The organism is Hydrogenophaga sp. (genome assembly GCF_048549895.1).
Classification (GTDB): domain Bacteria; phylum Pseudomonadota; class Gammaproteobacteria; order Burkholderiales; family Burkholderiaceae_C; genus Hydrogenophaga.
Genome location: NZ_JBLYYB010000062.1, coordinates 1 through 24,009 on the forward strand (window position 1 = coordinate 1; position 24,009 = coordinate 24,009).

Below are 24,009 nucleotides of genomic sequence, written 5' to 3' on the forward strand. Positions count from 1 at the left end.
AATGCAAACGCCCGATGCAGTGCATCGGGCGTCGTTGGCCGGGTAAGCCCTGGCTTGGATCTACCGTCCGGGTGTCAACTCAATTCAGGACGGGTCATGGGCTTCGAGTCGGGCCATCAAGTTTCCTGCGTTGGTTTTGCCAAGCGGGCTTGCAGCCTTTTGCGACGCGTCCAGCGGGTTTTCAGTATCCAGATGATGCTGACCAGGCAGTACATCGCCAGCCCACTGGCGGTCGCGACGACAGCCAGTCCCACCATGAGGGGCTTGCCGACAGTGGTCAATTGCTCGAGCCCTTGCCTCCATCTGTTTGCTGTGCCCTGGTTACTTGCCGGGAGCTCCTGCAGATTGGCCAATTCGGCTGCGGCTTGTTCGTCGGCAGGCTTCGGCTCTCCCAGGATCGCCCTCCCCAGGCGGTAGGCGCCGTAGTACACCGGCCCGAATGTGATGGGGTTGGTGACCAGCGTGCTTGCTACCGCCATGGGGACATTGGCCCGCAGGATCACGGCCACGGTTGCTGCAAATGGAATCTGGGCGACCGGGATCAAGAGCCCGAAAAAGATACCAAGAGCCAAGCCGAGTGCAATGCCTTTGCGGCTGAGGTGCCAGAGCCTGGGGTGATTGAGCACAGGTCCCATCCATCGCAACCAGCGGTTGTTTTGCACGGTCTCAGCTTTGGGCAGCCATGCTTTGAGTTTGTTTTTCATCGAATGCAGCTCATGCGCAGGGGGATGCAGTGGATCTTCATTGCTGGAGTCGATGTTGGACATGGACGGAGCAGCGACAATTCCCGCACCATGATGCAATTGCAGGACATTCTTTTTTCACAAGGTTTTGGAACGCGTCGAATCTGCTGTGGACTCATCCAGCAAGGTTTGGTGAAGGTGGAGGACGGCTCAGGAGTGCGGGTCTGTAGCGAACCTGCGGAAACTTTTGTTCCGGAAGGCTTGATGTTTCACGTTCAGGGAGAACGCTGGGCGTATCACGAGCGTGCTTACCTGATGGTCCACAAACCCGCCGGTTTCGAGTGCTCGCAAAAGCCCAGCACCTATCCCAGCGTGTACACCTTGCTGCCAGGTCCGTTGCGCGCGCGCGGTGGTGGTGCTGCGGCGGGTGTGCAGGCTGTGGGTCGTCTTGATCAGGACACCACGGGTCTTTTGCTGATGTCGGACGATGGAAAGTTCATTCATCGGCTGACGTCGCCACGCCACCATGTCCCCAAGGTGTACGAGGTGCGTGTCAAGCATCCGCTGGATGAGAAGCAGGTCAATCGCCTGCTGGCTGGTGTGGTGCTGGACGATGACCCGAAGCCCGTGAGAGCGCAGGCGTGCTCCGCCGAGGGTGAGTTTCACCTGAGACTGACATTGACCGAGGGCAAGTACCACCAGGTCAAGCGGATGGTCGCAGCGGTTGGCAACAGGGTTGAAGCCCTGCATCGGTCGTCGGTCGGGGTGCTTTCGCTGACCGAAGGGCTGGTGCCCGGTCAATGGCGCTGGCTCACTCGGCAGGAGGTTGCGTCGCTCACCGAAAAAGCCTCGGTCTAGGCTCAGCCGCCAAGGCCCGACGTGCCCGTCAGAGCAGATCGCCTTTGCGGCTGTCCAGCGGCATGAGGAACGAATTCTCCTGCCATTGCGAGTTGAAATCGCTTCGCGGCTCGCCGGTGGTGCTGTTGGGCCAGGTGGACAGGGGTGAGAAATCGCTGGCACGGGTGCTGCGCTGGCGGGTCAACACGGTGCGCAGGTTGGCTTGCGCTGCGATGATGGCGCGCTCTTCCAATTCGCGCTCGCGCATGGACTGACTCAATGCCGATTCGCCCAGAAACTCCGCACGGATTTCGGCCACGGTTGGAAGGCTGTTGGAGCGAACGACCCAGTAGGGCAAGCCGCACTGGGTCAGCAATGAGTGCTTCAGTGCCCGAGTGCTGCGCGGCAAACCGGCGCTGCCGGGGACATCCAGGCACCCGAGAACCCGGCCGTCAGAGCGGCACACGGTGAAGGTGCAATACACACTGCCCAGCAGCTTGTACCACTCCATGCCTTGCTCCCGGTCTCGGGGCAGGGTGAAGCGCGTCACCGGGAGTTTGATCATGACGTGATGATCGTAGAAGGCCCTCGCCAACCAATGCCAGACCCGGGCTTCCTCGCTGTTGGCCAACGCCCGCGTGCTCAGGGGCCAATGTTTTGGAATGCGCCTGCGCTCCCGGGCCTGCCGCTCGGCCCACATGCGATGCAGCAGCGCACCGAGTGCCAGCAAAGCGGGCACCAGCACTGCAAGCAGCCATGGGTTGGTCCAGTCGGTCATGTGTCGCGGAGGGGTGTCGTCAATCTGTATCAAAGTGTATGCAGTTGCCACGATTTGTGGGGGATATGCAATCTCGATACACGAAGAAGGTGTGAATTTCTTGGGGTTTGCGCATCTGTGGTGCGCCATTTGTTCCACATCACACCGGTGCCTGATTGTGCCCACCCGCTGGACGTTCGTACATCCCACAGACTGGGTATCTTCGACCAAGGGGTCAGATGATGTGAGTCAGGAACCGCTGAACGGCGTCGATCAGCCGATCCGGTTGATCCCGATGAGGGCTGTGTCCGCACTGCATCAGTGCAAGTCTGGTGACATCGGCGGTCGCGGTTTCGATGGAATTGAGCTGCTCCATCGAGCCGTATTCGTCGTCAGCGCCTTGCACGAGCAGCAACGGCGCATTGATTGATCGCATCTCTGCGCGGATGTCGAAGTTGCGAAATGCATCGCTGAGCCAGACATCGTTCCATTGCCAGAAGGCGTTGTCGACATCTCGGTGATGGCGGGCCAGGCGTTGCCGCAAGCCACCTGTTGCGTCGGGGTCGGTCTGATACAGGTGCCTGGCCTGCTCAATCGCGCGCAGTGAGATGTCTTCCACAAACACATGGGGCGCCATGGCCACACAGGCCGCTACCTCATGGTGGGCGGCGTGCAGCAGGGCGATGGTTGCGCCGTCGGAATGTCCCACCAGAACCGGGCGCGAGATGCCCAGTTGTTCCAGCACTTGTGGCAGCACGTGATTGGCTTCGAGATGCATGTAATCGGGTTCGTGGCGCCCGATGTGCCATGGTCCGTTGTGTCGGGGTTCGCCCCTCACGTCCTCCACCGGATCGGACTGCCCGTATCCGCGCCTCGAGTACATCCAGCCAGCACGACCGCTCGCTGCGCAAACTTCCGCCGGCCAGAGCCGGCCCCGCTGCTGCCACAGGGAGACGCTTCCCAGACCTTCATGCAGAAACACAAGTGGAGCCCGGTTGGTTGGGCCCGGAATGTGAGCGACTTCGAGCGCCACGCCAGAGACAACGATGCGATTCATCGATCGGATGCTAGCCCCGGTGATGCCTTTGCGCTGTCTTGCAAGTGATCGACCCGGCCGCTGTGGTGCACCTGTCGTTGATTTGTTTGGTTGTATTCTCAAGAGATGACTTTGTTGCTCGATTCTTTCTGGCGTGCCGTTGCGTATTGCGTCCATCCCCGGGTGATCGCGTTGTCCTTTTTGCCGCTGATCCTGATGGTCGTTCTGTCGTTCGGTCTGGGCTACTTTTTCTGGGAGGGTGCGGTGGCTTCGGTCGCCGCCTGGTTGGCTTCGTTCGAGCTGGTCGAGACCTTGCTGGCCTGGATGGACCAGATCGGTCTGGGTGCTCTGCGGGGTGTGTTCGCACCGCTCTTGGTCCTCGTGCTGGCCACACCCGTGATCGTGTTGTTGTGCCTGTTGCTGGTGGCGATGTTCATGACGCCGGCCATGGTGGATCTGGTGGGCCAGCGCCGCTTTGCCGCTCTGGAGCGCAAGCGCGGTGGTTCGCTGTTGGTCAGCGTGCTCTGGTCGTTCGGGTCCACCTTGCTGGCCATCGTTGCACTCGTCATCTCCATGCCGCTGTGGCTGGTGCCTCCGCTGGTGCTCATCCTTCCGCCCTTGATCTGGGGCTGGCTGACCTACCGCGTGTTTGCGTTTGATGCGCTGGCCACGCACGCCAGCAGCGACGAGCGCAAAGCCATCCTGAAGGAGCATCGAGGCAGCTTGTTGTTGATGGGGGTCCTCAGCGGTTATCTCGGTGCCGCCCCGAGCTTGTTGTGGGCATCGGGCGCCATGTTCATCGCCATGGCGCCCCTGTTGGTTCCGCTGGCCATCTGGATCTACACGCTGGTGTTTGCCTTCGCCTCACTCTGGTTCGCTCACTACGCCCTCGCAGCGTTGCAACGCATGCGCGCGGTGGCGCCTGTGGAAGTGCTGCAAGCCGAGCGAGCGGTCGTTCGCCCAGCCGATGCGATCGAGGACGCCAAATCATTGAACGGACCGGAGGTCAGCCCATGACGCACAGCATCGGCCTGATCATCATCGGTGACGAAATCCTGTCGGGCAAACGCCAGGACAAACACCTGTCCAAGGTCATCGAGTTGCTCGGCGCCCGAGGCATGTCGTTGTCCTGGGCGCGTTTTGTGGGTGACGACCGCCAGAGCATCACGGCGAATTTGCGCGACGCCTTTGCTCAGCCCGGCATTGTCTTTTCATGCGGTGGCATCGGCGCTACGCCCGATGACCACACCCGTCAGTGCGCTGCAGCTGCGCTCGGAGTGGAGCTGGCCCTGCACCCCGAGGCCAAGCTGTTGATCGAATCCCGCATGCGCGATGTGGCGGCCGAGCAAGGCCAGACCTTCGACCCTCAGCGACCCGACAACGTGCACCGCTACAACATGGGCGTGTTCCCGGTGGGCTCGACGATCATCGAGAACCCGTACAACAAGATCCCTGGATTCAGTTGCACAGGCGCAGTTGGCGGGCAGGTCCACTTTGTGCCCGGCTTCCCCGTCATGGCGTGGCCGATGATCGAATGGGTGCTGGACCATCGCTGTGCACACCTGCATCAGCGCGGTGCTTCGCTGGAGCGTTCGGTGATCGTCATGGGTGCCATGGAGGCGGCGCTGACGCCGCTCATGGAAGAAATCGAGCGCCAGCATCCGGTCAAGGTGTTCAGCCTGCCCAGCGTCGACCACCCCACGTACGGGCGACACATCGAACTGGGTGTCAAAGGAAGCTCGGCCGCCGTGGCGGATGCGTTTGCCAGTTTGCTCGCCGGCCTTCACCGGCACGGCGCCGAGTTGGGCCCCGAAATGGTGCGACACTGAGACGCACTTTGTTGGTGCAATCAAAACAGCGGCGCACCGAACTTGGGCGAACGACCCGTCTGTCGGTCCCGGGCGTTCGTTGAAGCCCAAAAACCTCGGGCGTAAGCACCGATGCGACCCTTTGTGGCGCATGGCCTGCGTGATAATCACGGCGCGTTTGAAGGCAGATGCCCCGTTCAGGTGAACCTGGGTGGCGTTTGGCACAAATACTGCTTCAATCCCGAGACGATTTCATTTTTTCACTCACCCAGCTACAGGAGTATTTGATGGCCAAGACCGTCGCAGACGTGATGCAGATGGTGAAGGACAACGACGTCAAGTTCGTTGACTTCCGTTTCACCGACACCCGGGGCAAAGAGCAGCACGTCACCGTGCCTGTGTCCCACTTCGACGAAGACAAGTTCACCTCGGGCCACGCGTTCGACGGCTCGTCGGTGGCCGGCTGGAAAGGCATTGAAGCCTCGGACATGCAGCTCATGCCCGACTCCAACACCGCCAACATCGATCCCTTCTTCGAAGAGACCACGCTGTTCCTGCAGTGCGACGTGATCGAGCCGGGCGACGGCAAGGCCTACGACCGCGATCCACGTTCCATCGCCAAGCGCGCAGAGGCTTATCTCAAGGCCTCCGGCCTGGGCGACACCGCCTACTTCGGGCCAGAGCCCGAATTCTTCATCTTTGACGGCGTGCGCTGGAGCAACGAACCCGGTCGCGTGATGTGCGAGATCGAGGAATACGAAGCCCCGTGGAACAGCGGCGCCAAGCTCGAAGGCGGCAACCGTGGCCACCGTCCCACCGTCAAGGGCGGCTACTTCCCCGTGCCCCCGGTCGACAGCACGCAAGACATGCGCGCCGAGATGTCCTTGATCCTTGAATCCCTGGGCATTCCGGTCGAGGTGTTCCACCACGAAGTGGCGGGCGCTGGCCAGAACGAAATCGGCACCCGGTTCAGCACGCTGGTTGAGCGCGCCGACTGGACGCAGGTTCTCAAGTACGTGGTGTGGAACGTGGCCAATGCCTACGGCAAGACTGCGACCTTCATGCCCAAGCCCTACGCCGGCGACAACGGCTCCGGCATGCACGTTCACCAGTCGATCTGGAAAGACGGCAAGAACCTGTTTGCTGGTGACGGCTACGCCGGTCTGAGCGATTTCGCTCTGTATTACATCGGCGGCATCATCAAACACGCCCGCGCCCTGAACGCCATCACCAACCCCGGTACCAACTCGTACAAGCGCCTGGTGCCTGGCTTTGAAGCGCCGGTGAAGCTGGCCTACTCGGCCCGCAACCGCTCGGCCTCGATCCGCATTCCGTACGTGGCGAACCCCAAGGGCCGCCGCATCGAAGCGCGTTTCCCCGATCCTTCGGCCAACCCTTACCTGTGCTTCTCGGCGCTGATGATGGCCGGCCTGGATGGCGTGGAAAACAAGATCCACCCGGGCGAAGCCGCTACCAAGGATCTGTACCACCTGCCGCCTGAGGAAGACAAGTTGGTGCCGACCGTGTGCCACAGCCTCGACCAGGCGCTGGAGTACCTTGACGGCGACCGCGGCTTCCTGACCAAGGGCGGCGTGTTCACCGACTCCATGCTGGATGCCTACATCGAACTGAAGATGGGTGAAGTCACGCGTTTCCGCATGGCACCACACCCGGTCGAATTCGACATGTACTACAGCCTGTGATGACTTGCCCGGCCTGGCCGGGTGTCATGCAGACGAGGGACGGCGCGAGCCGTCCCTTTTTTGTTCTGGAGCGACATCTGGCCCTGTGAACGGGGCCGGCGGCGGCACTTTTCAAAAGGTTTTCCGTCATACTGATTCGCGATGAACGGCGCAGTCTTGCCGTGTCGACCCAACGGAGACCTCGTGCCCATGCCCCCCCTGCGTTTCTCCCCCCTGAATTTCTCATCCGTCCCAGGCCTCGTCGCAGGTGCCGTGCTCTTGTGCAGCTTGCCCGCGCAGGCACAGGAGCGCATTTACCGCTGCGGCAACGAATACACCAACAACGCGCAAGTGGCCAAGAGCCGCAACTGCACACCGATGGAGGGTGGAAACATCACCATCGTCGAGGGCATCAAGCCGGCGCCCGCCGCCCGCACCGCGCCTGCAAACACCACCAGCACACCGCGAAGCGGCAACGACCGTGTGGACCCCAATGCCCAGCGTGCGCGTGACAGCGATGCCAAAGCCATTCTGGAAACAGAGTTGCGCAAGGCCGAAGGGCGACTGGCCGAGGCGCGCAAGGCGTACGCCAATGGTGAGCCCGAGAAGCAGGGCATCGAGTCGCGCAACTACCAGCGTTACCTGGACCGCGTGGCCGAACTCAAGGCGGCGGTGACGCGCGCCGAGAGCGATGTGGCTGGCCTGCAGCGGGAGTTGGGTCGACTGCCTGCTGCGGCGGGCAATGCCGCAAGATGAGCGGCCTGAAAAAGACGCCATCGCCCTTGTCGGGACGTTTTCAATCGTTGGACCTGCTGGCCACGCTGGTGGCGGTGGTGGATGCCGAAGGGCATGTGCTGTATGCCAACGCGGCACTGGAAGACGCGCTGGGCACTTCCCGGCGCAGCATCGCCAACACCTTGTTTCAAGACTGTTTCACAGAGCCCGCCTTGCTCGACAGCGCCCTCAGCGGCGCGCGCGGCAACGAGTTTGCCGCGCTGCGCTACGACGCCTGGCTCAAGCGCGTGAACCACGAAGCCCTGCCGGTGCACGTGGTGGTGGCGCAAACCGAGAGCAAGGGCGAGGTGGTGGTGGAGCTGCTGCCGCTGGAGCAGCAAGCCCGCCAGGAGCGCGAAGAGCGCCTGATCGACCAGGCGCAGGCCAACAAGGAACTCATCCGCAACCTCGCGCACGAGATCAAGAACCCGCTGGGGGGCATCCGCGGTGCGGCGCAGCTGCTGCAGATGGAGCTCGACTCGCGTGAGCTCATCGAGTACACCCAGGTCATCATCCACGAGGCCGACCGGCTGCAGTCGCTGGTGGACCGCTTGCTCGCGCCGCACCGCCGCCCGCACGTGGTGGGCGATGTGAACATCCACGAGGTGTGTGAACGTGTGCGTTCGCTGATCCTGGCCGAGTTTCCCAAGGGGTTGCGCGTGGTGCGCGACTACGACGCCTCCATCCCCGAGTTCCGTGGCGACCGCGAACAGCTGATTCAGGCGGTGCTCAACATCGCGCACAACGCAGCGCAGGCGCTGGCCGAGCGCATTGCAGCGGGCGACGCGCAGATCGTTTTCAAGACCCGCGTGGGACGGCAGGTGACCTTCGGCAAGCAGCGCTACCGCCTGGCACTGGAATTGCATGTCATCGACAACGGGCCTGGCGTTCCAGACTCGATCAAGGACCGCATCTTTTTCCCGCTCGTGTCGGGACGCGATGGCGGTTCGGGCCTGGGGCTCACGCTGGCGCAAACCTTCGTGCAGCAGCACCACGGATTGATCGAGTGTGAGAGCGTGCCGGGATGCACGGACTTCAAGATCCTGATCCCCTTGCCCTAGAGCCGAGAAACCATTGCCGAGCGCTGAGCCACAAGAAGGGACGACACCAACATGAAGCCGATCTGGATAGTGGACGACGATCAATCGATCCGCTTCGTGCTCGAAAAAGCGCTCTTGCGCGAGAACCTGCCCACGCGCAGTTTCACCAACCCGCAGGACGTGCTCAAGGCCCTGACTGACACGCCCGAGAGCGAAGGGCCGCAGATCCTGGTGAGCGACATCCGCATGCCCGGTGGCTCAGGCCTGGAGCTGCTGGAAAAGGTCAAGGCCATGCTGCCCGGTTTGCCGGTCATCATCATGACCGCCTTCTCCGACCTCGACAGCGCGGTGTCGGCCTTCCAGGGCGGTGCCTTCGAGTATTTGCCCAAGCCGTTCGATCTGCCCAAGGCGGTGGAGCTGATCCGCCGCGCGGTGGAAGAGAGCCAGCGCGAAGAGGTGGCCGAAGAACGCATGAGTGCCGCGCCCGAGATGCTCGGGCAGGCGCCGGCCATGCAGGACGTGTTTCGCGCCATTGGGCGCCTGAGTCAGAGCCAGGTCACGGTGCTCATCACCGGCGAATCGGGTTCGGGCAAGGAGCTGGTGGCGCGGGCGCTGCACAAACATTCCCCGCGCGCCGCAGGCCCGTTCGTGGCCATCAACACGGCGGCCATTCCCAAAGACCTGCTGGAGTCCGAACTGTTCGGCCACGAGCGAGGCGCGTTCACCGGCGCGCAGACCATGCGCCGAGGCCGCTTCGAACAGGCTGATGGCGGCACGCTGTTCCTCGACGAAATCGGCGACATGCCGTTCGACCTGCAGACGCGCCTGCTGCGCGTGTTGTCCGACGGGCATTTCTACCGCGTGGGTGGCCACAGCGCGGTACGCGCCAACGTGCGCGTGATCGCCGCCACCCACCAGAACCTGGAGCAGCGCGTCAAGGAAGGTGTGTTCCGCGAGGATCTGTTTCACCGCCTCAACGTGATCCGCCTGCGCCTGCCGGCGCTGCGTGAGCGCCGCGAAGACGTGCCCATGCTCACGCGGTTTTTCCTTCAGCAGAGTGCCAAGCAACTGGGGGTGGAACCCAAGCGCATTTCCGAGGCCGCCATTCGCCTGCTCGGCACGTTTGACTTTCCTGGCAACGTGCGCCAGCTGGAGAACGTGTGCCACTGGCTCACGGTGATGGCGCCGGCCCAGGTGATCGAACTCAAAGACCTGCCGCCCGAAGTGCTGGCCATGGCGGGTGCGTCGGTGGCTGCGATGGCGGTGTTGCCCGACTCCCTGCCCATGCAGGCGCCTGCAGCCCCGTTGGCGGTGGCTGCGCCGGTGCCGGCTGCGCTTTCGGAAGTCTTGCACCTCGGTGCTGCCGCACCGGCGCTGGCCGAGCATGCACCTGCACTGGACGCTGCACACATGTCTTCGGCGCCCGCCTGGGAGTCCGGGCTTCAGGCCGAGGCCATGGCCCTGCTCGAAGAGGGCCGCACCGATGTCTGGGACGTGCTCACCCGCCGCTTCGAGACCAAGCTGATCCAGACCGCGCTGGTCAACACGCGTGGCCGGCGCATCGAGGCGGCGCACAAGCTGGGTATTGGCCGCAACACGATCACCCGGAAAATTCAAGAACTCAACCTAGAGTGACCACCACCGGCGCGTGGTCGCTGGGTTGTTGGTTCTTGCGGGGCGCGCGGTCGATGGTGCAGGCCTTCACGCTGCTCTGCAGCGCCTCGCTCACCAGAATGTGGTCGATGCGCAGGCCGCGGTTTTTCTGGAAGCCCAGCATGCGGTAGTCCCACCACGAGTAGCTCTTGTCGGGCTGCTCGAACATCCGGTAAGCGTCGGTCAGGCCCAACTGCAGCAGCGCCTGGAAGTGGGCGCGCTCCTCCACGGTGTGGTGGATGGTGTCCTTGAGACCCACCGGGTCGAACGAATCGCGGTCTTCGGGGGCCACGTTGAAGTCGCCCACCAGCACCAGACGCGGATGCGCCTGCATTTCTTCAGCGATCCAGCGGTGCAGCGCAGCCAGCCATTGCAGCTTGTAGGCGAACTTCTCGCTGCCCGGCTCCTGCCCGTTGACGAAGTAGCAGTTCACCAGGCGCAGCGGGCCGTCGGGCGTGTCCAGAGTCGCCGCGATCACGCGGGCCTGTTCGTCGGTGTGGCCGGGGATGTTGCGCACCACGTCGCGCAACGGCGTGCGGCTGAGGATGGCCACGCCGTTGTACGTTTTCTGGCCGAAGGCCGCAGCGTGGTAGCCGATCTCTTTCAAGGCATCGAAGGGGAATTTTTCGTCGACCAGCTTGAGCTCTTGCAGGCCCAGCGCGTCCACAGGATTCGCGGCCAGCCAGTCCAGCACCTGAGGCAGGCGCACGTTGAGCGAGTTGATGTTCCAGGTGGCGATTTGCATGGGGATTCCTTGAGTCCTGGTTACCAGCGCAGCGCGCAGCGGTCACCGCTGGCGCGGCGTTCGATCATGACGGCGCACAGGCCCGGCACCGTGGGTGCGAGGTGGCGGCGGATGTAGCTGCAGAGGTTCTCCAGCGTGGGGATGCCCAGGTCGGCGACCTCGTCGAGGAAATGGTGATCGAGCCGGTCGCGCACCCGCGCGATCTCGGCCCTGAGCAGCGCCAGATCGATCACCATGCCCTGGGCATCGGGTGTGCCGCGCACGGTCACTTCGGCCTCGTAGGTGTGGCCATGCACGCGGCGGCTGCCCTCGGCCTCGACCACGCGGCGCAGCGTGTGGGCGGCCTCGAAGTAAAAGCGCTGGGACAGTTCGTGCACGGCGGTGGTTGGATGGGTCATGGGATGTCGAGGATCTTGTGCGTCTGAAGCGACAGGCGCCAGCGCGGGTGTTGTTGACAAAAATCGATGGCGCTTCGGGTGTTGGCCGCGCGCTGGGGGCCGTCCATGGGTTGCAGCAGCCAGTGATCGAAGCGCAGGTCGGTGTGAGCCTGTACGGTGTGCGGCAGCAGGGTCGGCTGTGGCCAGACCAGCTTGAGTTCGTGGCCGCTTCGCTGCACCCAGTCGGCGCCGGCCTTGGGGCTCACGCAGATCCAGTCGATCCCCGGTGGCGCCGGCAGCGTGCCGTTGGTCTCCAGCGCGATCTCGAAACCTTCGGCGTGCAACGCGTCGATCAACGCCGCATCCACCTGCAGCAGTGGCTCACCGCCGGTGAGCACGATGTAGCGGTATGCCTCGCCGACCGGCCACAACGAGGCCGCCTGTTCGGCCAGTGTGGTCGCCACGGAAAATTTGCCGCCCCGCACCCCGTCGGTGCCCACAAAGTCGGTGTCGCAAAACCGGCAGACGGCGCGTTCGCGGTCTTCCTCGCGACCGCTCCAGAGGTTGCATCCCGCAAAACGGCAGAACACCGCAGGCCGGCCTGCGCGCAGACCTTCGCCTTGCAGCGTGTAGAACATTTCCTTGACGGCGTAGCTCATGACCGGCGTTCCAGGGTGACGAAGGCGTAGCCCAGGCCGCTGGCGGCCACATGCGCTTCGCGGGCTGTCTCCACCCAGGCCGGGCCGAAGGTGGGTGCCCAGGCGTCGCCGTCAAAGGCCTGGTCGATCTCGGTGACCACGGCGCGCCGGGCCAGCGGCTCGGCCGCTGCGTACAACTGCGCTCCACCGATCACCCACGCGTCGGCGTCGGGCGGGCAGAGTGCCATGGCTTCCTGCAGCGAGCCTGCGCGCAGAGCGCCATCGGCCATCCATTGCGCGTTGCGGGTGACAACGATGTTGAGCCGGCCAGGCAGCGGTCTGAACCTCGGTGGCAGTGAGTCCCAGGTCTTGCGACCCATGATCACCGGGCTGCCGAGTGTGGTGCGTTTGAAGTGGGCCATGTCCTCCGGCAGGTGCCAGGGCAGGGTGTTGTCGCGTCCGATCACGCCGTTGGCGGCGCGCGCAAAAATGAGGTGGAGGCGGGGAGGGTGCGGTGCGGTGTCTGCCATCCCGCTATTGTGCCGCCGGCCCTGCGCCACACAGGGGCTACCATTTGCCCATGAACATGCGCTTCGTGGAAACATTCGTCTGGCTGGCCAAGTTGCGCAATTTCCGCCTGACGGCCGAGAAATTGCACACCACCCAGGCGGCTGTTTCGAGCCGTATCGCCACACTGGAGCAGGAGCTCGGTGTGCGCCTGTTTGATCGAGGCGATCGCGAGGTCACGCTCACGCTGGAGGGCGGCAAGGCCCTGGTCTACGCCGATCGGCTGGTGCGCACCATGCATGAAATGTTCGACGGCATGAAGGACCGTGCGCTGGTGGGGGGTGTGGTGCGTATCGGTGTGATCGAGACCATCATTCACGCCTGGTTTCCGGACCTGATGGCGCGCATCCATCGCAGCTACCCACGCCTGGAGGTGGAGCTGGCGGGCGATACAACCATCCGGCTGATCGAGCAGTTCAGCAAGGGACACCTCGATCTCATCCTGCAGACCGACACCGTGCTCGGCGCCGATGTGCAGAACATTCCCCTGTGCGACTTTCCCATGCGCTGGGTGGGTGCAACGTCGCTGAACCTGCATGGCGAGATGCTCACGCTGGCCGACATCGCTGCCTTTCCGGTGCTCAGCTTTTCGCGCAACTCCGGGCCGCACCGTTTTCTCGAAAAACTGTTCGATGATCGCGCCGGACGCTCGGTGCACATCAACTGCATGACCTCGGTGTCGGCCATGGTTCGGCTCGTGAACGATGGCTTCGGGTTGGCGATGATCCCACCGGCCATCATCCAGCGCGAACTCGCCCAGGGGGACGTTCAGTTGCTCAAGGTCGATACCGAGATGCCCGACATGGCGCTGGTCTGCTCTTACCGTGGGGGCGCCGAGTCGCCGTTGATCCAGCAGATCGCGTCGCTTGCCCAGCAGACAGCGCAGGAGTTCGCCAGCTCCCTTCCGACCGAAGTGGCGCGCCAACCTGGTGCCACCGCTGCCTCCGATCCCTGGTCACTGGGCAATCGCAGCGATTGATGCGCCCTGGACGGGGTCATCAATTTTTCTTGATGGCTTGTTGGTGTTTTTTCTTGTTGGACGTGAAGGGGTAGCTGGGCAACACTGCATTTGTTCAAGGCGCTTCACCTTTGCGCCTTCCCCTGTGAAAACGACCGGATCCGACATGACCAGTGAAACCGCGCGGGGCTTGCTCTGCATCTGGACCGACATCGACCCCGCCCACGAGGCGGACTTCAACCGCTGGTACGACCGCGAACACATGCAGGAACGGGTGGCCATCCCCGGTTTCCAGAACGCGCGTCGCTTCGCGGCCAGCCAGCCATGCCCTCGCCCCTACCTGGCGCTGTACTACACCGACTCGCTCGACGTTTTCCGGTCCGAAGCCTATGCGCGTGCATTTGCCAACCAGACGCCGTGGTCGCTCGAGAATTTCAAGCGCATGCGGGGCACCCAGCGACGTGTTGGCAAGCTGAGCGTCGAGACCGGCGCGGGCGAGGGCGGGGCGCTGGCCCTGTTCAACGTGCCGGCGTCCCTGCTGGCACAACCGGGCACCACAGCTCGACTCGCCGAATCGCTGCGCATGTTGACTGAAGCGGATGATGTCGTCTGTGCCACCATGCTGGAGACCGATCCCGCCCTGTCCACGCCCGTCACCGCCGATGCGGTGCCGGCCCCCGCCGATGCCCTGATCATGGTGGAGGCCACGCGTGCAGACGCGGCGCTTCGCCATGCAGCCACCCTGTCCACGTCCCTGGGCTTGCCCGAGGATGCGGTCTACAGTTTCCAGGCGCTTTGGCGCCTGGCGTCCACGGACCTGTTTCGCAAGGAGACTTGAATGACTTTTCACCGCCGCCACCTCCTCAGCCTGTCGGCTGCGCTTGCCGCTGCCCTGGCCCTGCCCACCGCGCACGCGGTCGAACGTTGGAACATGTCCGTCGAACAGCCCGACGGCAACTACATCGCAGGCGTCGCACGCGACTTCGCGGCCGACGTCGCACGCCTGAGCAATGGCGAACTCGAAATCAAGACCCATTCGAACTCGGTGCTGTTCAAACGCCCCGAGCTCAAGCGCGCCGTGCAGACCGGTCAGGTCCAGGTCGGTGACGTGTTGATCTCGGTGCTCGGCAACGAAGATGCGCTGTACGAAGCTGACGCCGTGCCGCTGCTGGCCCGCGATTTCGACAGCGCCTGGAAGCTCTGGCAGGCCAGCCGCGCGGGCATTGAATCGCGCCTGGCCAAACAAGGCATCAAGCTGCTGTACAGCGTGCCATGGCCGCCTCAGGGCATCTACACCAAGACGCCGGTGACCAAAATGGCCGATTTCAAAGGCCTGAAGTTCCGTGCGTACAACGCAGCCACTTCGCGCATGGTGGAGTTGATGGGGGCATCGCCCACGACGGTGAACTCGGGCGACGTGCCGCAGGCCTTCGGCACCGGTTTGATCGAAGCCATGATCACGAGTCCCGCAACCGGCGTTGACTCGCAGGCCTGGGACTTCGTCAAGTACTACTACGACGTTCAGGCCTTCATTCCGAAGAACGTGACGATGGTCAACGCAAGGGCCTTCAACAGCCTGTCGCCCGCTGCCCAGAAGGCGGTGACCGACGCGGCCGCAGCGGCTGAGAAGCGCGGCTGGGATACCGCCCGCGCGCAGACCGCTTCCCTCACCAAGATGCTGGCCGACAAAGGCATGACGGTGGGCAAGACGCCCGCAGCGGTCGAGACCGATCTGGCCAAGGTTGGGGCCACGATGGCCGACGAGTGGCTGAAGAAAGCAGGCGCCGACGGCAAGGCCGTTCTCGACGCTGCGCGCCGCTGATCAGCCCCACACGGACGACGCACCACCGATGCCGTTTCTGCACCACCTGTACCGCCTTTCGGGCTTGTTGTCGGCCGTGTCGCTGACCTTCATCTGTGGCTTGATCCTGGCCCAGGTGGTCGCTCGCAACCTGGGCACCACGGTGCGCGATGCCGAGGAGTTCGCTGCCTGGGCCATGTCTGCGGCGGGCTTCTTCGGTCTGCCCTATGCATTGCACCAAGGGGCTCACATTCGCGTGGCCGTGGTGACGCGATTCGTGCCGAAGGCGCTGCACCACCCGATGGAGCTGCTCAGCAGCGTCATCGGGTTGGCGCTGGCCTGCTACCTTGCCTGGTACTGCAGCAGCTTCGTGCTGGACAGCTGGCGCTTCAAGGAGCTCTCGCAGGGGTTGGTGCCGGTGCCGATGTGGATACCCCAACTGCCCATGGTTTTTGGGTCGGTGTTGCTGGCGGTGGCATTCGCAGAGCGCTTGCTGTGCGTTGTCCAGCGTCGGCCGTTCGAAGTTGGCAGCGGCGACGACGTCTCCAGTCAAGCCGAATAAAAGGATCGCACGATGGAACTCGGTTGGGTGGCTGCGAGCCTGATTCTCACGTTGTTTGCGCTGCTGGCGATGGGCGTGTGGGTGGCGCCCGCGCTGATCGGCGTGGGCATCGCCGGCATGTTGTTTGCCGGTGCGCCGGGTGGCGCGATCCTGGCCACCAGCTCGTGGGCGACCAGTGCGAGCTGGACCATGACGGCCTTGCCGCTGTTCATCTGGATGGGCGAAATCCTTTTTCGAACCCGCCTGTCCGACGACATGTTTGCAGGCCTCGCGCCGTGGGTCGAACGGCTGCCCGGACGGCTGCTGCACGTCAACGTGTTCGGTTGCGGCATCTTTGCCGCCGTCAGTGGCAGTTCTGCCGCCACCGCCGCCACCATTGGCCGCATTTCCTTGCCCGAACTGAAGTCCCGCGGGTATCCCGAGAGTCTGTCGCTGGGTTCGCTGGCCGGGTCTGGCACGCTGGGCCTGTTGATCCCGCCGTCCATCATCATGATCGTCTACGGCGTGGCGGCGCAGGTCTCGGTGGCCCGACTGTTCATTGCCGGCGTGCTGCCCGGTTTGATGCTGGTCACGCTGTTTTCGGGCTACATCGTGGTGTGGTCCTTGCTCAACAAGAACCGCATCCCGGCCGCTGGCGCCTCCATGGGGTTGGGTGCCAGGCTCTGGGCCACGCGCCGGTTGCTGCCGGTGGTGCTGCTGATCGGTGCCGTCATCGGCTCGATCTATGCCGGCTTTGCCACCGCCACCGAAGCGGCAGCCATCGGCGTGCTGGGCTCGCTGGTCATCGCCGCCGCCTCGGGCATGTTGAGCCGGCAGACGCTTGTGGAGAGCCTGCTGGGCGCGGTGCGCACCTCGACCATGATCTTTTTCATCTTGCTGGGCGCGGCCTTCCTGACCTCGGCCATGAGCTTCACCGGCTTGCCGGCGGCCCTGGCCGCGTGGATTGCCGATGCGAACATGCCGGCCTGGGCGCTGATCGCCGCCCTGACCTTGCTGTTCATCGTGCTCGGCTGTTTCCTGGATGGCATCTCCATCGTGCTGCTGACCACGTCGGTGATCCTGCCGGCCGTGCAGGCCGCGGGCATCGACCTGCTCTGGTTCGGCATCTTCATCGTGCTCGTGGTCGAGATGGCTCAAATCACGCCGCCGGTGGGCTTCAACCTGTTCGTGGTGCAGAACCTCACCGGCAAGGACATCTTCACGGTGGCGCGAGCCGCATTCCCGTTCTTCCTGCTGATGGTCGTGGCCGTCGCGCTGGTGACCGTGTTTCCCCAGATCGTGCTCAGCCTGCCGCAGGCCATGACCACCGGTTGAGCCCCTGTTTCCGGAGCTGTTCCTTGACCTTGCCCGCCCACCCCCTCCACCACTGGACCGACGCACTCGCCCGAGGTGTGACCAGCAGCCGTGCGCTCACCGAGCAGGCGCTGGAGGCCGCCAGCGTTTCGTCCCAGGCGGGCGCAACCTTCACCCGGCTGCACGTGGAGCGCGCCCGGGCCAGCGCCGATGCGGCCGACCGGCTGCGAGACGCCGGCTTGCCGATGGCACCGCTGGCAGGACTGCCGATCTCGATCAAGGACCTGTTCGACGAGGCTGGCGAGGTGACAGGCGCCGGGTCCCGCGTGCTCATGGGCTCATCACCTGCGGTGAGCGACAGCGCTGTGGTGCAGCGGTTGCGCGCGGCCGGCGCGGTGATCGTGGGTCGCACCAACATGACCGAGTTCGCCTACTCGGGCCTCGGGCTGAACCCGCACCATGGAACGCCACTCAACCCGTGGGACCGCGCAACCGGGCGCATTCCCGGCGGCTCTTCGTCGGGTGCGGCCGTGTCGGTTTCGGATGGCATGTCAGCGGCGGCGATCGGCACCGACACCGGAGGCTCGGTGCGCATTCCCTCGGCGCTGTGCGGGCTCACCGGTTTCAAGCCGACCGCGCGGCGGGTGCCCACGACAGGCGTGTTGCCGTTGTCGCCGACGCTGGACTCGGTGGGACCGCTGGCGCACAGCGTGGCCTGCTGCGCGCTGCTGGACGCGGTGCTCGCCGGTGAGCAACCTGCGCCGTTGCGTCCTCTGCAGCTCGCCGGGTTGCGGCTGGCCTTGCCGCGCACGCTGGTGTTCGACGGGGCCGATGCCACGGTGTCGGCCGCCTTTGCAGCCGCCTGCACGGCCTTGTCCCAGGCAGGCGTTCAGATCGTCGAGATCGATGTGCCCGCATTCGCCGAACTCGCGCACATCAACCGGGGTGGTGGTTTCATTGCAGCAGAGGCCTGGGCCTGGCATGCCGCACTGCTGGAAAGCAGGGAAGCCGAATACGATCCGCGCGTCTCGGTGCGGATTCGCCGGGGCAGCAGCCTCACGGCTGCGGACTACCTGGAGCTGCTGGCGGTGCGGCAGCGATGGATCTCCAGCGTGGCTCATCGCCTGGCCGAGGCCAACGCTTCGATGATGATCATGCCCACGGTGCCTGTGGTGGCGCCTCTACTCGCACCGCTGCAGGCCAGCGATGAGACCTATGGCAGCACCAACCTGCTGCTCCTGCGCAACCCGACGCTGATCAACTTTCTGGACGGCTGTGCGCTCAGCCTGCCGTGCCACCGCCCTGGCGATGCGCCGGTCGGTCTGATGTTGGCGGCCCCGGGCGGGCGCGATGCCGATGTGCTGTGCGCTGGTGCTGCGCTCGAGGCCGTGTTGCGCAACCGCTTTTGACCTTTTTGATCGAGATCTCCATGACCAAACAAGTGGCCGTGATTCTGGGAGGCACCGGCATGGTCGGCGCCAACATGGCGCAATTGCTCGATCAGGTCGGAGGCTGGGACGTGACCATCGTCTCCCGCCGGGCGCCCGAGTTCGACACCCGAGCTCGCCATGTCGCGTGCGACATGAGCGATCCGGACGACTGCGCGCGGGTGCTCGGCGCGATGGGCGCCACCACCCACATTTTCTGGACCGGCCACGCCACCGGCACGCGCTGGGTCGACAAGGCTGCGCGTGACACCGATCTGTTCCGCAACGCGATGACCGCGATCGAGCCAGCGTCACCGAACCTTGTCCATGTGTGCCTGTTGCAAGGCTCGAAGTACTACGGTCGCCACCTCGGCCCCTTCAAGACCCCGGCCAAAGAGAGTGATGCGCGGCATTTTCCGCCCAACTTCTACTACACACAGGAAGACTTCCTGAAACAACTGGCGCAAGGCAAACGCTGGAGCTGGTCGCTGATGCGGCCGCACATCGTCTGTGGCTATGCGCGCACCGACATCAACCTGCCCAAGCCGATCGCCGTGTACGCCACGCTGTGCAGGAAGCTGGGCCTGCCGCTGAAGTTCCCTGGCCCCGAAGCAGCCTACCGCGCGGTTCACTGCGCCAGTGATGTCGAGTTGCTCAACAAAGGCATGTTGTGGGCCGCTACCACACCGTCGGCGGCGAACGAAGCGTTCAACATGGTCAACGGCGACCATTTCCGCTGGCAGTACCTGTGGCCCCGCATTGCCGAGTATTTCGGCATGGAAGCCGGTGGTGTGCAGCAGATCGACCTTGAACTGATGATGGCGGACAAGGAGCCGCTGTGGGACGAGGTCGTGCGCGAGCATGGTCTTTTGCCCACGCCGTTCTCGGAGGCTGCGAACTGGTCGTTCGCCAACTACGCCTTTGCGCCCACCTGGGACATCATGCTGGACAACACCAAGGCGCGGCGACATGGCTTTCAGGAGTTTGTCGATTCGGAAGACATGTTCATCCGCATCTTTGACAGCTTCCGCCGCCAGCGCTTCATTCCTTGAACCAACGGCCTTCGGGTGAGCGGCACCCGGTACCCGGGAGCGCCGCCCTTGCCAACCTCGGCCCGTTGCAGCAGCTGCGGGCCGGCCGCTTGACGCGTCGGCTGTTGCAGCTCGTCATCGGTCTGCTGATTTATGGCACTTCCATGGCGATGGTGGTCCGCGGTGCGCTGGGCGCCATTCCGTGGGACGTGCTGCACACAGGACTCATCGAGCACATGCCGATCACCTTCGGCCAGATATCGATCCTGCTGGCCATGGTGGTCCTGCTGATGTGGATTCCTTTGCGGCAGATGCCCGGGCTGGGGACGGTAGCCAACGTTTTCCTGGTCGGGATGGCCGCAGACATCGCGTTGGCGATCGTGCCGGTGACCGGTGACATCGGCGTCCGTCTGGCCCTGATGCTGGGGGGCATTGTGCTCAACGCCATGGCCACCGCGATGTACATGGGTTCCCAGCTCGGCCCCGGTCCCCGCGATGGTTTCATGACCGGCCTGGCCCGGGTCACCGGACGCTCGATCCGGTTGGTGCGCACCCTCATCGAGGTTGCCGTCGTCGTTGTGGGCTGGATGCTGGGCGGTGCGGTGGGCGTCGGCACCGTTGTGTACGCGCTGGCCATCGGCCCGCTCGCTCAGTGGATGCTGCCCTGGTTCATTGTCGACCTCAGACCGCCACAGGTGCCTTGATGGCTGCGTGGTGTTCGTAGCCCTGCACCTCGAAGTCGTCGAGCTCGTAGTCGAAGATGCTGGCCGGGCGGCGCTTGATGTGCAGCTTGGGATAGGCCATGGGCTGGCGCGAGAGCTGCAACTCCACTTGTTCGTGGTGGTTGCTGTAGATGTGGCAGTCGCCACCGGTCCAGATGAAGTCGCCCACGTCCAGATCACACTGCTGCGCCAGCATGTGGGTGAGCAGCGCGTAGCTGGCGATGTTGAACGGCACGCCGAGAAAAATGTCGGCGCTGCGCTGGTAAAGCTGGCAGCTGAGCTTGCCGCGCCCACCCGGCTCGGTGGGCGGCGCCACGTAGAACTGGAAGACGGCGTGGCAAGGCATCAGCGCCATCTTGTTCAGGTCGGCCACGTTCCAGGCGCTCACGATGATGCGGCGCGAATCCGGGTTGGTCTTGAGCTGCTTGACCACCTCGGCGATCTGGTCGATGTGGCCGCCATCGGGTGTGGGCCAGCTGCGCCACTGCACGCCGTACACGGGGCCCAGATCGCCGTCGTCGCGCGCCCATTCGTCCCAGATGCTGCAGCCGCGCTCTTGCAGCCACTTCACGTTGCTGTCGCCGCGCAGGAACCACAGCAGTTCCACGATGATGGCTTTGGTGAACACCTTCTTGGTGGTCACCAGCGGGAAACCCTCGTTCAGGTCAAAGCGCATCTGGTGACCAAACACGCTGGTGGTGCCGGTGCCGGTGCGGTCTGTTTTCTGCACGCCCGTGGTGTACACGTGGCGCATGAAGTCTTCGTACTGGGATCGGATGGGTCGGGTCATGGAAGGCGACTGGGCAGGGCCGGCGAAGGGGATGTGATGCGGGCGTCGAACGGGTGGTGTTGCAGCGCAAACACCTGCTGGATGCGTTTGATGTAACCCTGCGTCTCGGGGTAGGGCGGCACGCCCCGGTAGCGGTCCACCGTGCCTTCGCCCGCGTTGTAGGCGGCCAGCACCAGAGGCACATCGCCCCTGAAGTAGGCCAGGAGCCAACGCAGGTACGACAGGCCACCCCGGATGTTCTGCTCGGCATCGAAGGGCTTGCGCACGCTGAAGCGCTCGGCCGTCTCTGGGATGAGCTGCATGAGACCCTGCGCGTTCTTGTCGGACAGGGCGTTCACGTTGAAGTTGGACTCGGCGCGGATCACCGCAAACGCCAGGCCGGGCTGGATGCCGAACTGCGGCGCGAGCTTGTAGACGATCTTCATGATGCGCCGCTCTTCGGGCGTGTCCACCAGGTTCTGGTAGCGCGTGGCCTGCGCCGCGACCTCGGCCGCCTGCTGGGCTTCGTTGGCCTTTTGCAGCTCGCCTCTCTCGGCTTGCTGCACACATTCGGGTTTGTCGGCTGGCGTGGCCAGTCGCTTGAACATGCTTTCGGCGTGCGTATCGCCCAGCAGCGCGGCGCGCGCGAACCAGTGGGCCGCGTAACCATCGTTGCGCTCCACGCCACGGCCATTGGCGTAGAGCCAGCCGAGGTTGTAGGCCGACACCGCATCGCCGGCCAGCGCGGCCTGGCAATACAGGCGGATGGCGGCTTCGGTGTCGCGCTTCACGCCCTCGCCGTGCTCCAGGCCCTGCGCCTGTTCGCGCCAGGCCTGGCGCTGTGCAGCGTCCACCGCGTGCGCCTGCCCCGTGGCGGTAAGCGCCAACGCGAGCAGACAGCGGAGCAAATGACGGGAGATCATGGCGTGAGGACGCGGCCGGGGTTCAGGAGGTTGTGCGGGTCCAGCGCCTGCTTGACGGCCCGCATCAGACCCAGGGCAACCGGGTCTTTGTAGTGGGGCAGGTGGTCGGCCTTGAGGCTGCCCACGCCGTGCTCGGCGCTGATCGAGCCATGGTAGCGCGCCACCGCGTCGAAGACCAGCTTGTTCACGCGCGTTTCCTGCTCGTTCAGGAATTTCCTGGCATCACCGCCTTCGGGCGCCTGCACGTTGTAGTGCAGGTTGCCGTCTCCCAGATGGCCGAAGTTCACCAGCCGCACGCCCGGGATCTCGCGCTGCAGCAAAGCGTCGGTCTCGGCGCAGAAGGCCGGGATGTGCGAAACCGGGATGCTGATGTCGTGTTTGATGTTCAGGCCTTCCTCGGCCTGCGCGAGTGGAATGCTCTCGCGGATGTGCCAGAGCGCATGGGCCTGCGCGAGGCTCTCGGCCACCACCGCGTCGCTCACCAGGCCTTGCTCGAAGGCGGTTTCCAGCAGGCGCTCGAACTGCGCACGCGCGTGTTCCTCGGATTCGCTGTCGCTGTTTTCGAGCAGAACACAGTAAGGCGTGTCCTGCCAGAGCGGCACCCGCAGCTGCGGCATGTGTTTGTCCACCAGGCTCAGCGCGAATTGCCCCATGACCTCGAATCCGGTGAGGCCGGCGCCCAGGTGCTGGTGCGCGAGACCCAGCAGGGCCACGGCGGCGTCCAGCGTGGGCAGCGCGGCCCAGGCGGTGAGTTGCGCGGCGGGCAGCGGGTACAGCTTGAGCGTGGCGGCGGTGATCACGCCCAGCGTGCCTTCGCTGCCGATGAACAGGTCGCGCAGGTCGTAGCCGGTGTTGTCCTTGCGCAGACCACTCAGGCCTTGCCACACCTCGCCTTGCGCGGTCACCACCTCCAGGCCCAGGCAGAGGTCGCGCGCGTTGCCGTAGCGCACCACCTGCGTGCCGCCGGCATTCGTCGCCAGGTTGCCGCCGATGCTGCAGCTGCCCTCGGCCGCCAGGCTGAGGGGAAAGAGAAAACCGGCTTTCTCGGCCGTGTCTTGCAGTGTCTGCAGGATGCAGCCGGCCTCCACCGTCATGGTGAGGTTGGCCGGGTCGATGGCGCGCACGGTGTTCAGGCGCATCAGGCTCAGCACCACCTGCGTTCCGGAGGCGTCTGGCACCGAGCCGACGACCAGGCCGGTGTTGCCGCCTTGCGGCACCAACGAGACGCCAGCGACAACACAGGCGCGCACCACGGCAGCCACCTCGGCGGTGCTGCCCGGGCGCACCACCGCGAGCGCCCGGCCGTGCGCGCGTTTGCGCCAGTCCTGTTCCCAGGCCGAGAGGTCGGTGGCCGGGTCGTCGTGCGTGAGCACGTGTGCGGCGCCCACGGTCTGGCGCAATTGCGCCAGCAGCTCGGCGTGTTGGGGGTTCATGGCTGGGCAGCGGCGTTGGCGCTGGCCACGTCGGCCGCCACCGCCTCCTTGCCGGCGGCGCGCAGGCGGATGCGCACGTGCAGGGCACAGGCCACGAACAAGGCCACGCACAGCAGCGTCTGGATCAGTGCCAGCCAGACCGATGGCCCGGTGTCGCTGGTGGCGCGCACCACGCCTTCGGTGAAGTACAGCCACACGATCAGGCTGACCCAGCGGTAGGTGTACATGCGGCTTTTCAGCAGGCCGGCGAGCGGAATGGTCAGCGGCAGCACCTTGAGCACCAGCCACGACCCGCCCTCGCGAAGCGGGGCCAGCCACATCTCCCACAGAAAGCCCAGCACGATCAGGCCCAGCAGGCTGCCCACGGCCAGCCAGCGGGTGGCGTTGACGGCGCGTGCCGAATCTCCCTGGGTGAGGGAGAGGGCATCGGGGCTGGGGGGGGAGGAGATGTCGGGCATGGCGGGGGAGAAAGAGCAGGTGGCATGATACCGGG

At 64.5% G+C, this 24,009-nt stretch carries 26 protein-coding genes; 15 read left to right on the forward strand and 11 right to left on the reverse strand.

What is annotated here, in order from left to right; genetic code table 11:
- Positions 1 to 116 precede the first annotated feature (116 nt).
- Positions 117 to 767 (reverse strand): DUF2062 domain-containing protein, encoded by a 651-nt coding sequence (locus tag ACN4F8_RS06285; protein WP_419472765.1) that lies wholly within the window; start codon positions 765 to 767, stop codon positions 117 to 119.
- 30 nt (positions 768 to 797) lie between these two features.
- Here ACN4F8_RS06285 and ACN4F8_RS06290 point away from each other — a divergent pair, with 30 nt between their 5' ends.
- Positions 798 to 1,541 (forward strand): pseudouridine synthase, encoded by a 744-nt coding sequence (locus ACN4F8_RS06290; RefSeq protein ID WP_419472794.1) that lies wholly within the window; start codon positions 798 to 800, stop codon positions 1,539 to 1,541.
- Between the two features lie 28 nt (positions 1,542 to 1,569).
- Here ACN4F8_RS06290 and ACN4F8_RS06295 read toward each other — a convergent pair whose 3' ends face one another.
- The gene (locus ACN4F8_RS06295) at positions 1,570 to 2,298 is read right to left on the reverse strand and encodes a DUF2726 domain-containing protein (RefSeq protein WP_419472766.1); all 729 of its coding nucleotides are present in this window, start codon (positions 2,296 to 2,298) and stop codon (positions 1,570 to 1,572) included.
- Between the two features lie 214 nt (positions 2,299 to 2,512).
- Positions 2,513 to 3,490 (reverse strand): alpha/beta fold hydrolase, encoded by a 978-nt coding sequence (locus tag ACN4F8_RS06300; protein WP_419472767.1) that lies wholly within the window; start codon positions 3,488 to 3,490, stop codon positions 2,513 to 2,515.
- On the opposite strand from ACN4F8_RS06300, the gene ACN4F8_RS06305 reads away from it, so the two are divergent.
- The 6 genes from ACN4F8_RS06305 (at position 3,440) to ntrC (ending at position 10,252) form a co-directional block, all read left to right on the forward strand.
- Complete coding sequence (locus ACN4F8_RS06305; RefSeq protein WP_419472768.1) at positions 3,440 to 4,330, forward strand: EI24 domain-containing protein; 891 nt, start codon at positions 3,440 to 3,442, stop codon at positions 4,328 to 4,330. The two genes, ACN4F8_RS06300 and ACN4F8_RS06305, sit on opposite strands and share 51 nt — an antisense overlap.
- On the forward strand, positions 4,327 to 5,142 hold the full coding sequence (locus ACN4F8_RS06310; protein WP_419472769.1) for a competence/damage-inducible protein A: 816 nt from the start codon (positions 4,327 to 4,329) through the stop codon (positions 5,140 to 5,142). Before ACN4F8_RS06305 ends, ACN4F8_RS06310 begins: the two co-directional genes overlap by 4 nt.
- Before the next feature lie 266 nt (positions 5,143 to 5,408).
- Positions 5,409 to 6,824, forward strand: coding sequence for a type I glutamate--ammonia ligase (glnA, locus tag ACN4F8_RS06315; RefSeq protein ID WP_419472770.1), 1,416 nt, complete (start codon positions 5,409 to 5,411; stop codon positions 6,822 to 6,824).
- A gap of 189 nt (positions 6,825 to 7,013) precedes the next feature.
- Positions 7,014 to 7,559, forward strand: coding sequence for a hypothetical protein (locus ACN4F8_RS06320; RefSeq protein WP_419472795.1), 546 nt, complete (start codon positions 7,014 to 7,016; stop codon positions 7,557 to 7,559).
- Positions 7,556 to 8,638, forward strand: coding sequence for a nitrogen regulation protein NR(II) (glnL, locus tag ACN4F8_RS06325; protein WP_419472771.1), 1,083 nt, complete (start codon positions 7,556 to 7,558; stop codon positions 8,636 to 8,638). Before ACN4F8_RS06320 ends, glnL begins: the two co-directional genes overlap by 4 nt.
- A gap of 51 nt (positions 8,639 to 8,689) precedes the next feature.
- Positions 8,690 to 10,252, forward strand: a complete 1,563-nt coding sequence (ntrC, locus tag ACN4F8_RS06330; RefSeq protein WP_419472772.1) for a nitrogen regulation protein NR(I) — start codon at positions 8,690 to 8,692, stop codon at positions 10,250 to 10,252.
- Here the strand turns inward: ntrC and xth are convergent.
- The 4 genes from xth to ACN4F8_RS06350 are packed head-to-tail and all read right to left on the reverse strand — an operon-like array spanning position 10,239 to position 12,560.
- Entirely contained in the window at positions 10,239 to 11,015 is a 777-nt protein-coding gene (gene xth / locus ACN4F8_RS06335; protein ID WP_419472773.1) for an exodeoxyribonuclease III, read from the reverse strand. The two genes, ntrC and xth, sit on opposite strands and share 14 nt — an antisense overlap.
- 20 nt (positions 11,016 to 11,035) lie before the next feature.
- Positions 11,036 to 11,413 carry a 6-carboxytetrahydropterin synthase gene (locus ACN4F8_RS06340; protein WP_419472774.1) on the reverse strand — a complete coding sequence of 126 codons (378 nt, stop codon included), beginning with the start codon at positions 11,411 to 11,413 and terminating at the stop codon, positions 11,036 to 11,038.
- Positions 11,410 to 12,051, reverse strand: a complete 642-nt coding sequence (gene queE / locus ACN4F8_RS06345; protein ID WP_419472775.1) for a 7-carboxy-7-deazaguanine synthase — start codon at positions 12,049 to 12,051, stop codon at positions 11,410 to 11,412. Before queE ends, ACN4F8_RS06340 begins: the two co-directional genes overlap by 4 nt.
- Positions 12,048 to 12,560 carry a dihydrofolate reductase gene (locus ACN4F8_RS06350; RefSeq protein ID WP_419472776.1) on the reverse strand — a complete coding sequence of 171 codons (513 nt, stop codon included), beginning with the start codon at positions 12,558 to 12,560 and terminating at the stop codon, positions 12,048 to 12,050. Before ACN4F8_RS06350 ends, queE begins: the two co-directional genes overlap by 4 nt.
- Before the next feature lie 50 nt (positions 12,561 to 12,610).
- Here ACN4F8_RS06350 and ACN4F8_RS06355 point away from each other — a divergent pair, with 50 nt between their 5' ends.
- From ACN4F8_RS06355 to ACN4F8_RS06390, 8 genes are all read left to right on the forward strand, one after another.
- Positions 12,611 to 13,576, forward strand: coding sequence for a LysR family transcriptional regulator (locus tag ACN4F8_RS06355; protein ID WP_419472777.1), 966 nt, complete (start codon positions 12,611 to 12,613; stop codon positions 13,574 to 13,576).
- Positions 13,577 to 13,721: 145 nt separating this feature from the next.
- Positions 13,722 to 14,393: a hypothetical protein gene (locus tag ACN4F8_RS06360; RefSeq protein ID WP_419472778.1), complete on the forward strand. Its 672-nt coding sequence runs from the start codon at positions 13,722 to 13,724 to the stop codon at positions 14,391 to 14,393.
- The gene (locus ACN4F8_RS06365) at positions 14,394 to 15,377 is read left to right on the forward strand and encodes a TRAP transporter substrate-binding protein (protein ID WP_419472779.1); all 984 of its coding nucleotides are present in this window, start codon (positions 14,394 to 14,396) and stop codon (positions 15,375 to 15,377) included.
- 28 nt (positions 15,378 to 15,405) lie between these two features.
- The gene (locus ACN4F8_RS06370; protein ID WP_419472780.1) at positions 15,406 to 15,918 is read left to right on the forward strand and encodes a TRAP transporter small permease; all 513 of its coding nucleotides are present in this window, start codon (positions 15,406 to 15,408) and stop codon (positions 15,916 to 15,918) included.
- Positions 15,919 to 15,930: 12 nt separating this feature from the next.
- Positions 15,931 to 17,232 (forward strand): TRAP transporter large permease, encoded by a 1,302-nt coding sequence (locus ACN4F8_RS06375; protein WP_419472781.1) that lies wholly within the window; start codon positions 15,931 to 15,933, stop codon positions 17,230 to 17,232.
- 23 nt (positions 17,233 to 17,255) lie between these two features.
- A complete protein-coding gene (locus ACN4F8_RS06380) occupies positions 17,256 to 18,620 on the forward strand; it encodes an amidase (protein ID WP_419472782.1) in 1,365 nt (454 codons plus the stop codon).
- Between the two features lie 20 nt (positions 18,621 to 18,640).
- Complete coding sequence (locus tag ACN4F8_RS06385) at positions 18,641 to 19,690, forward strand: SDR family oxidoreductase (protein WP_419472783.1); 1,050 nt, start codon at positions 18,641 to 18,643, stop codon at positions 19,688 to 19,690.
- Positions 19,687 to 20,373, forward strand: coding sequence for a YczE/YyaS/YitT family protein (locus ACN4F8_RS06390; protein ID WP_419472784.1), 687 nt, complete (start codon positions 19,687 to 19,689; stop codon positions 20,371 to 20,373). Before ACN4F8_RS06385 ends, ACN4F8_RS06390 begins: the two co-directional genes overlap by 4 nt.
- On the opposite strand, the gene ACN4F8_RS06395 is transcribed toward ACN4F8_RS06390, so the two are convergent.
- The 4 genes from ACN4F8_RS06395 to ACN4F8_RS06410 are packed head-to-tail and all read right to left on the reverse strand — an operon-like array spanning position 20,351 to position 23,974.
- On the reverse strand, positions 20,351 to 21,181 hold the full coding sequence (locus ACN4F8_RS06395) for a thymidylate synthase (RefSeq protein ID WP_419472785.1): 831 nt from the start codon (positions 21,179 to 21,181) through the stop codon (positions 20,351 to 20,353). The two genes, ACN4F8_RS06390 and ACN4F8_RS06395, sit on opposite strands and share 23 nt — an antisense overlap.
- Positions 21,178 to 22,083 carry a lytic transglycosylase domain-containing protein gene (locus tag ACN4F8_RS06400; protein ID WP_419472786.1) on the reverse strand — a complete coding sequence of 302 codons (906 nt, stop codon included), beginning with the start codon at positions 22,081 to 22,083 and terminating at the stop codon, positions 21,178 to 21,180. Before ACN4F8_RS06400 ends, ACN4F8_RS06395 begins: the two co-directional genes overlap by 4 nt.
- Positions 22,080 to 23,516: an FAD-binding oxidoreductase gene (locus ACN4F8_RS06405; protein WP_419472787.1), complete on the reverse strand. Its 1,437-nt coding sequence runs from the start codon at positions 23,514 to 23,516 to the stop codon at positions 22,080 to 22,082. Before ACN4F8_RS06405 ends, ACN4F8_RS06400 begins: the two co-directional genes overlap by 4 nt.
- Positions 23,513 to 23,974, reverse strand: coding sequence for a DUF2069 domain-containing protein (locus ACN4F8_RS06410; protein ID WP_419472788.1), 462 nt, complete (start codon positions 23,972 to 23,974; stop codon positions 23,513 to 23,515). The genes ACN4F8_RS06405 and ACN4F8_RS06410 overlap by 4 nt, the downstream gene beginning before the upstream one ends.
- Positions 23,975 to 24,009: the final 35 nt, after the last annotated feature.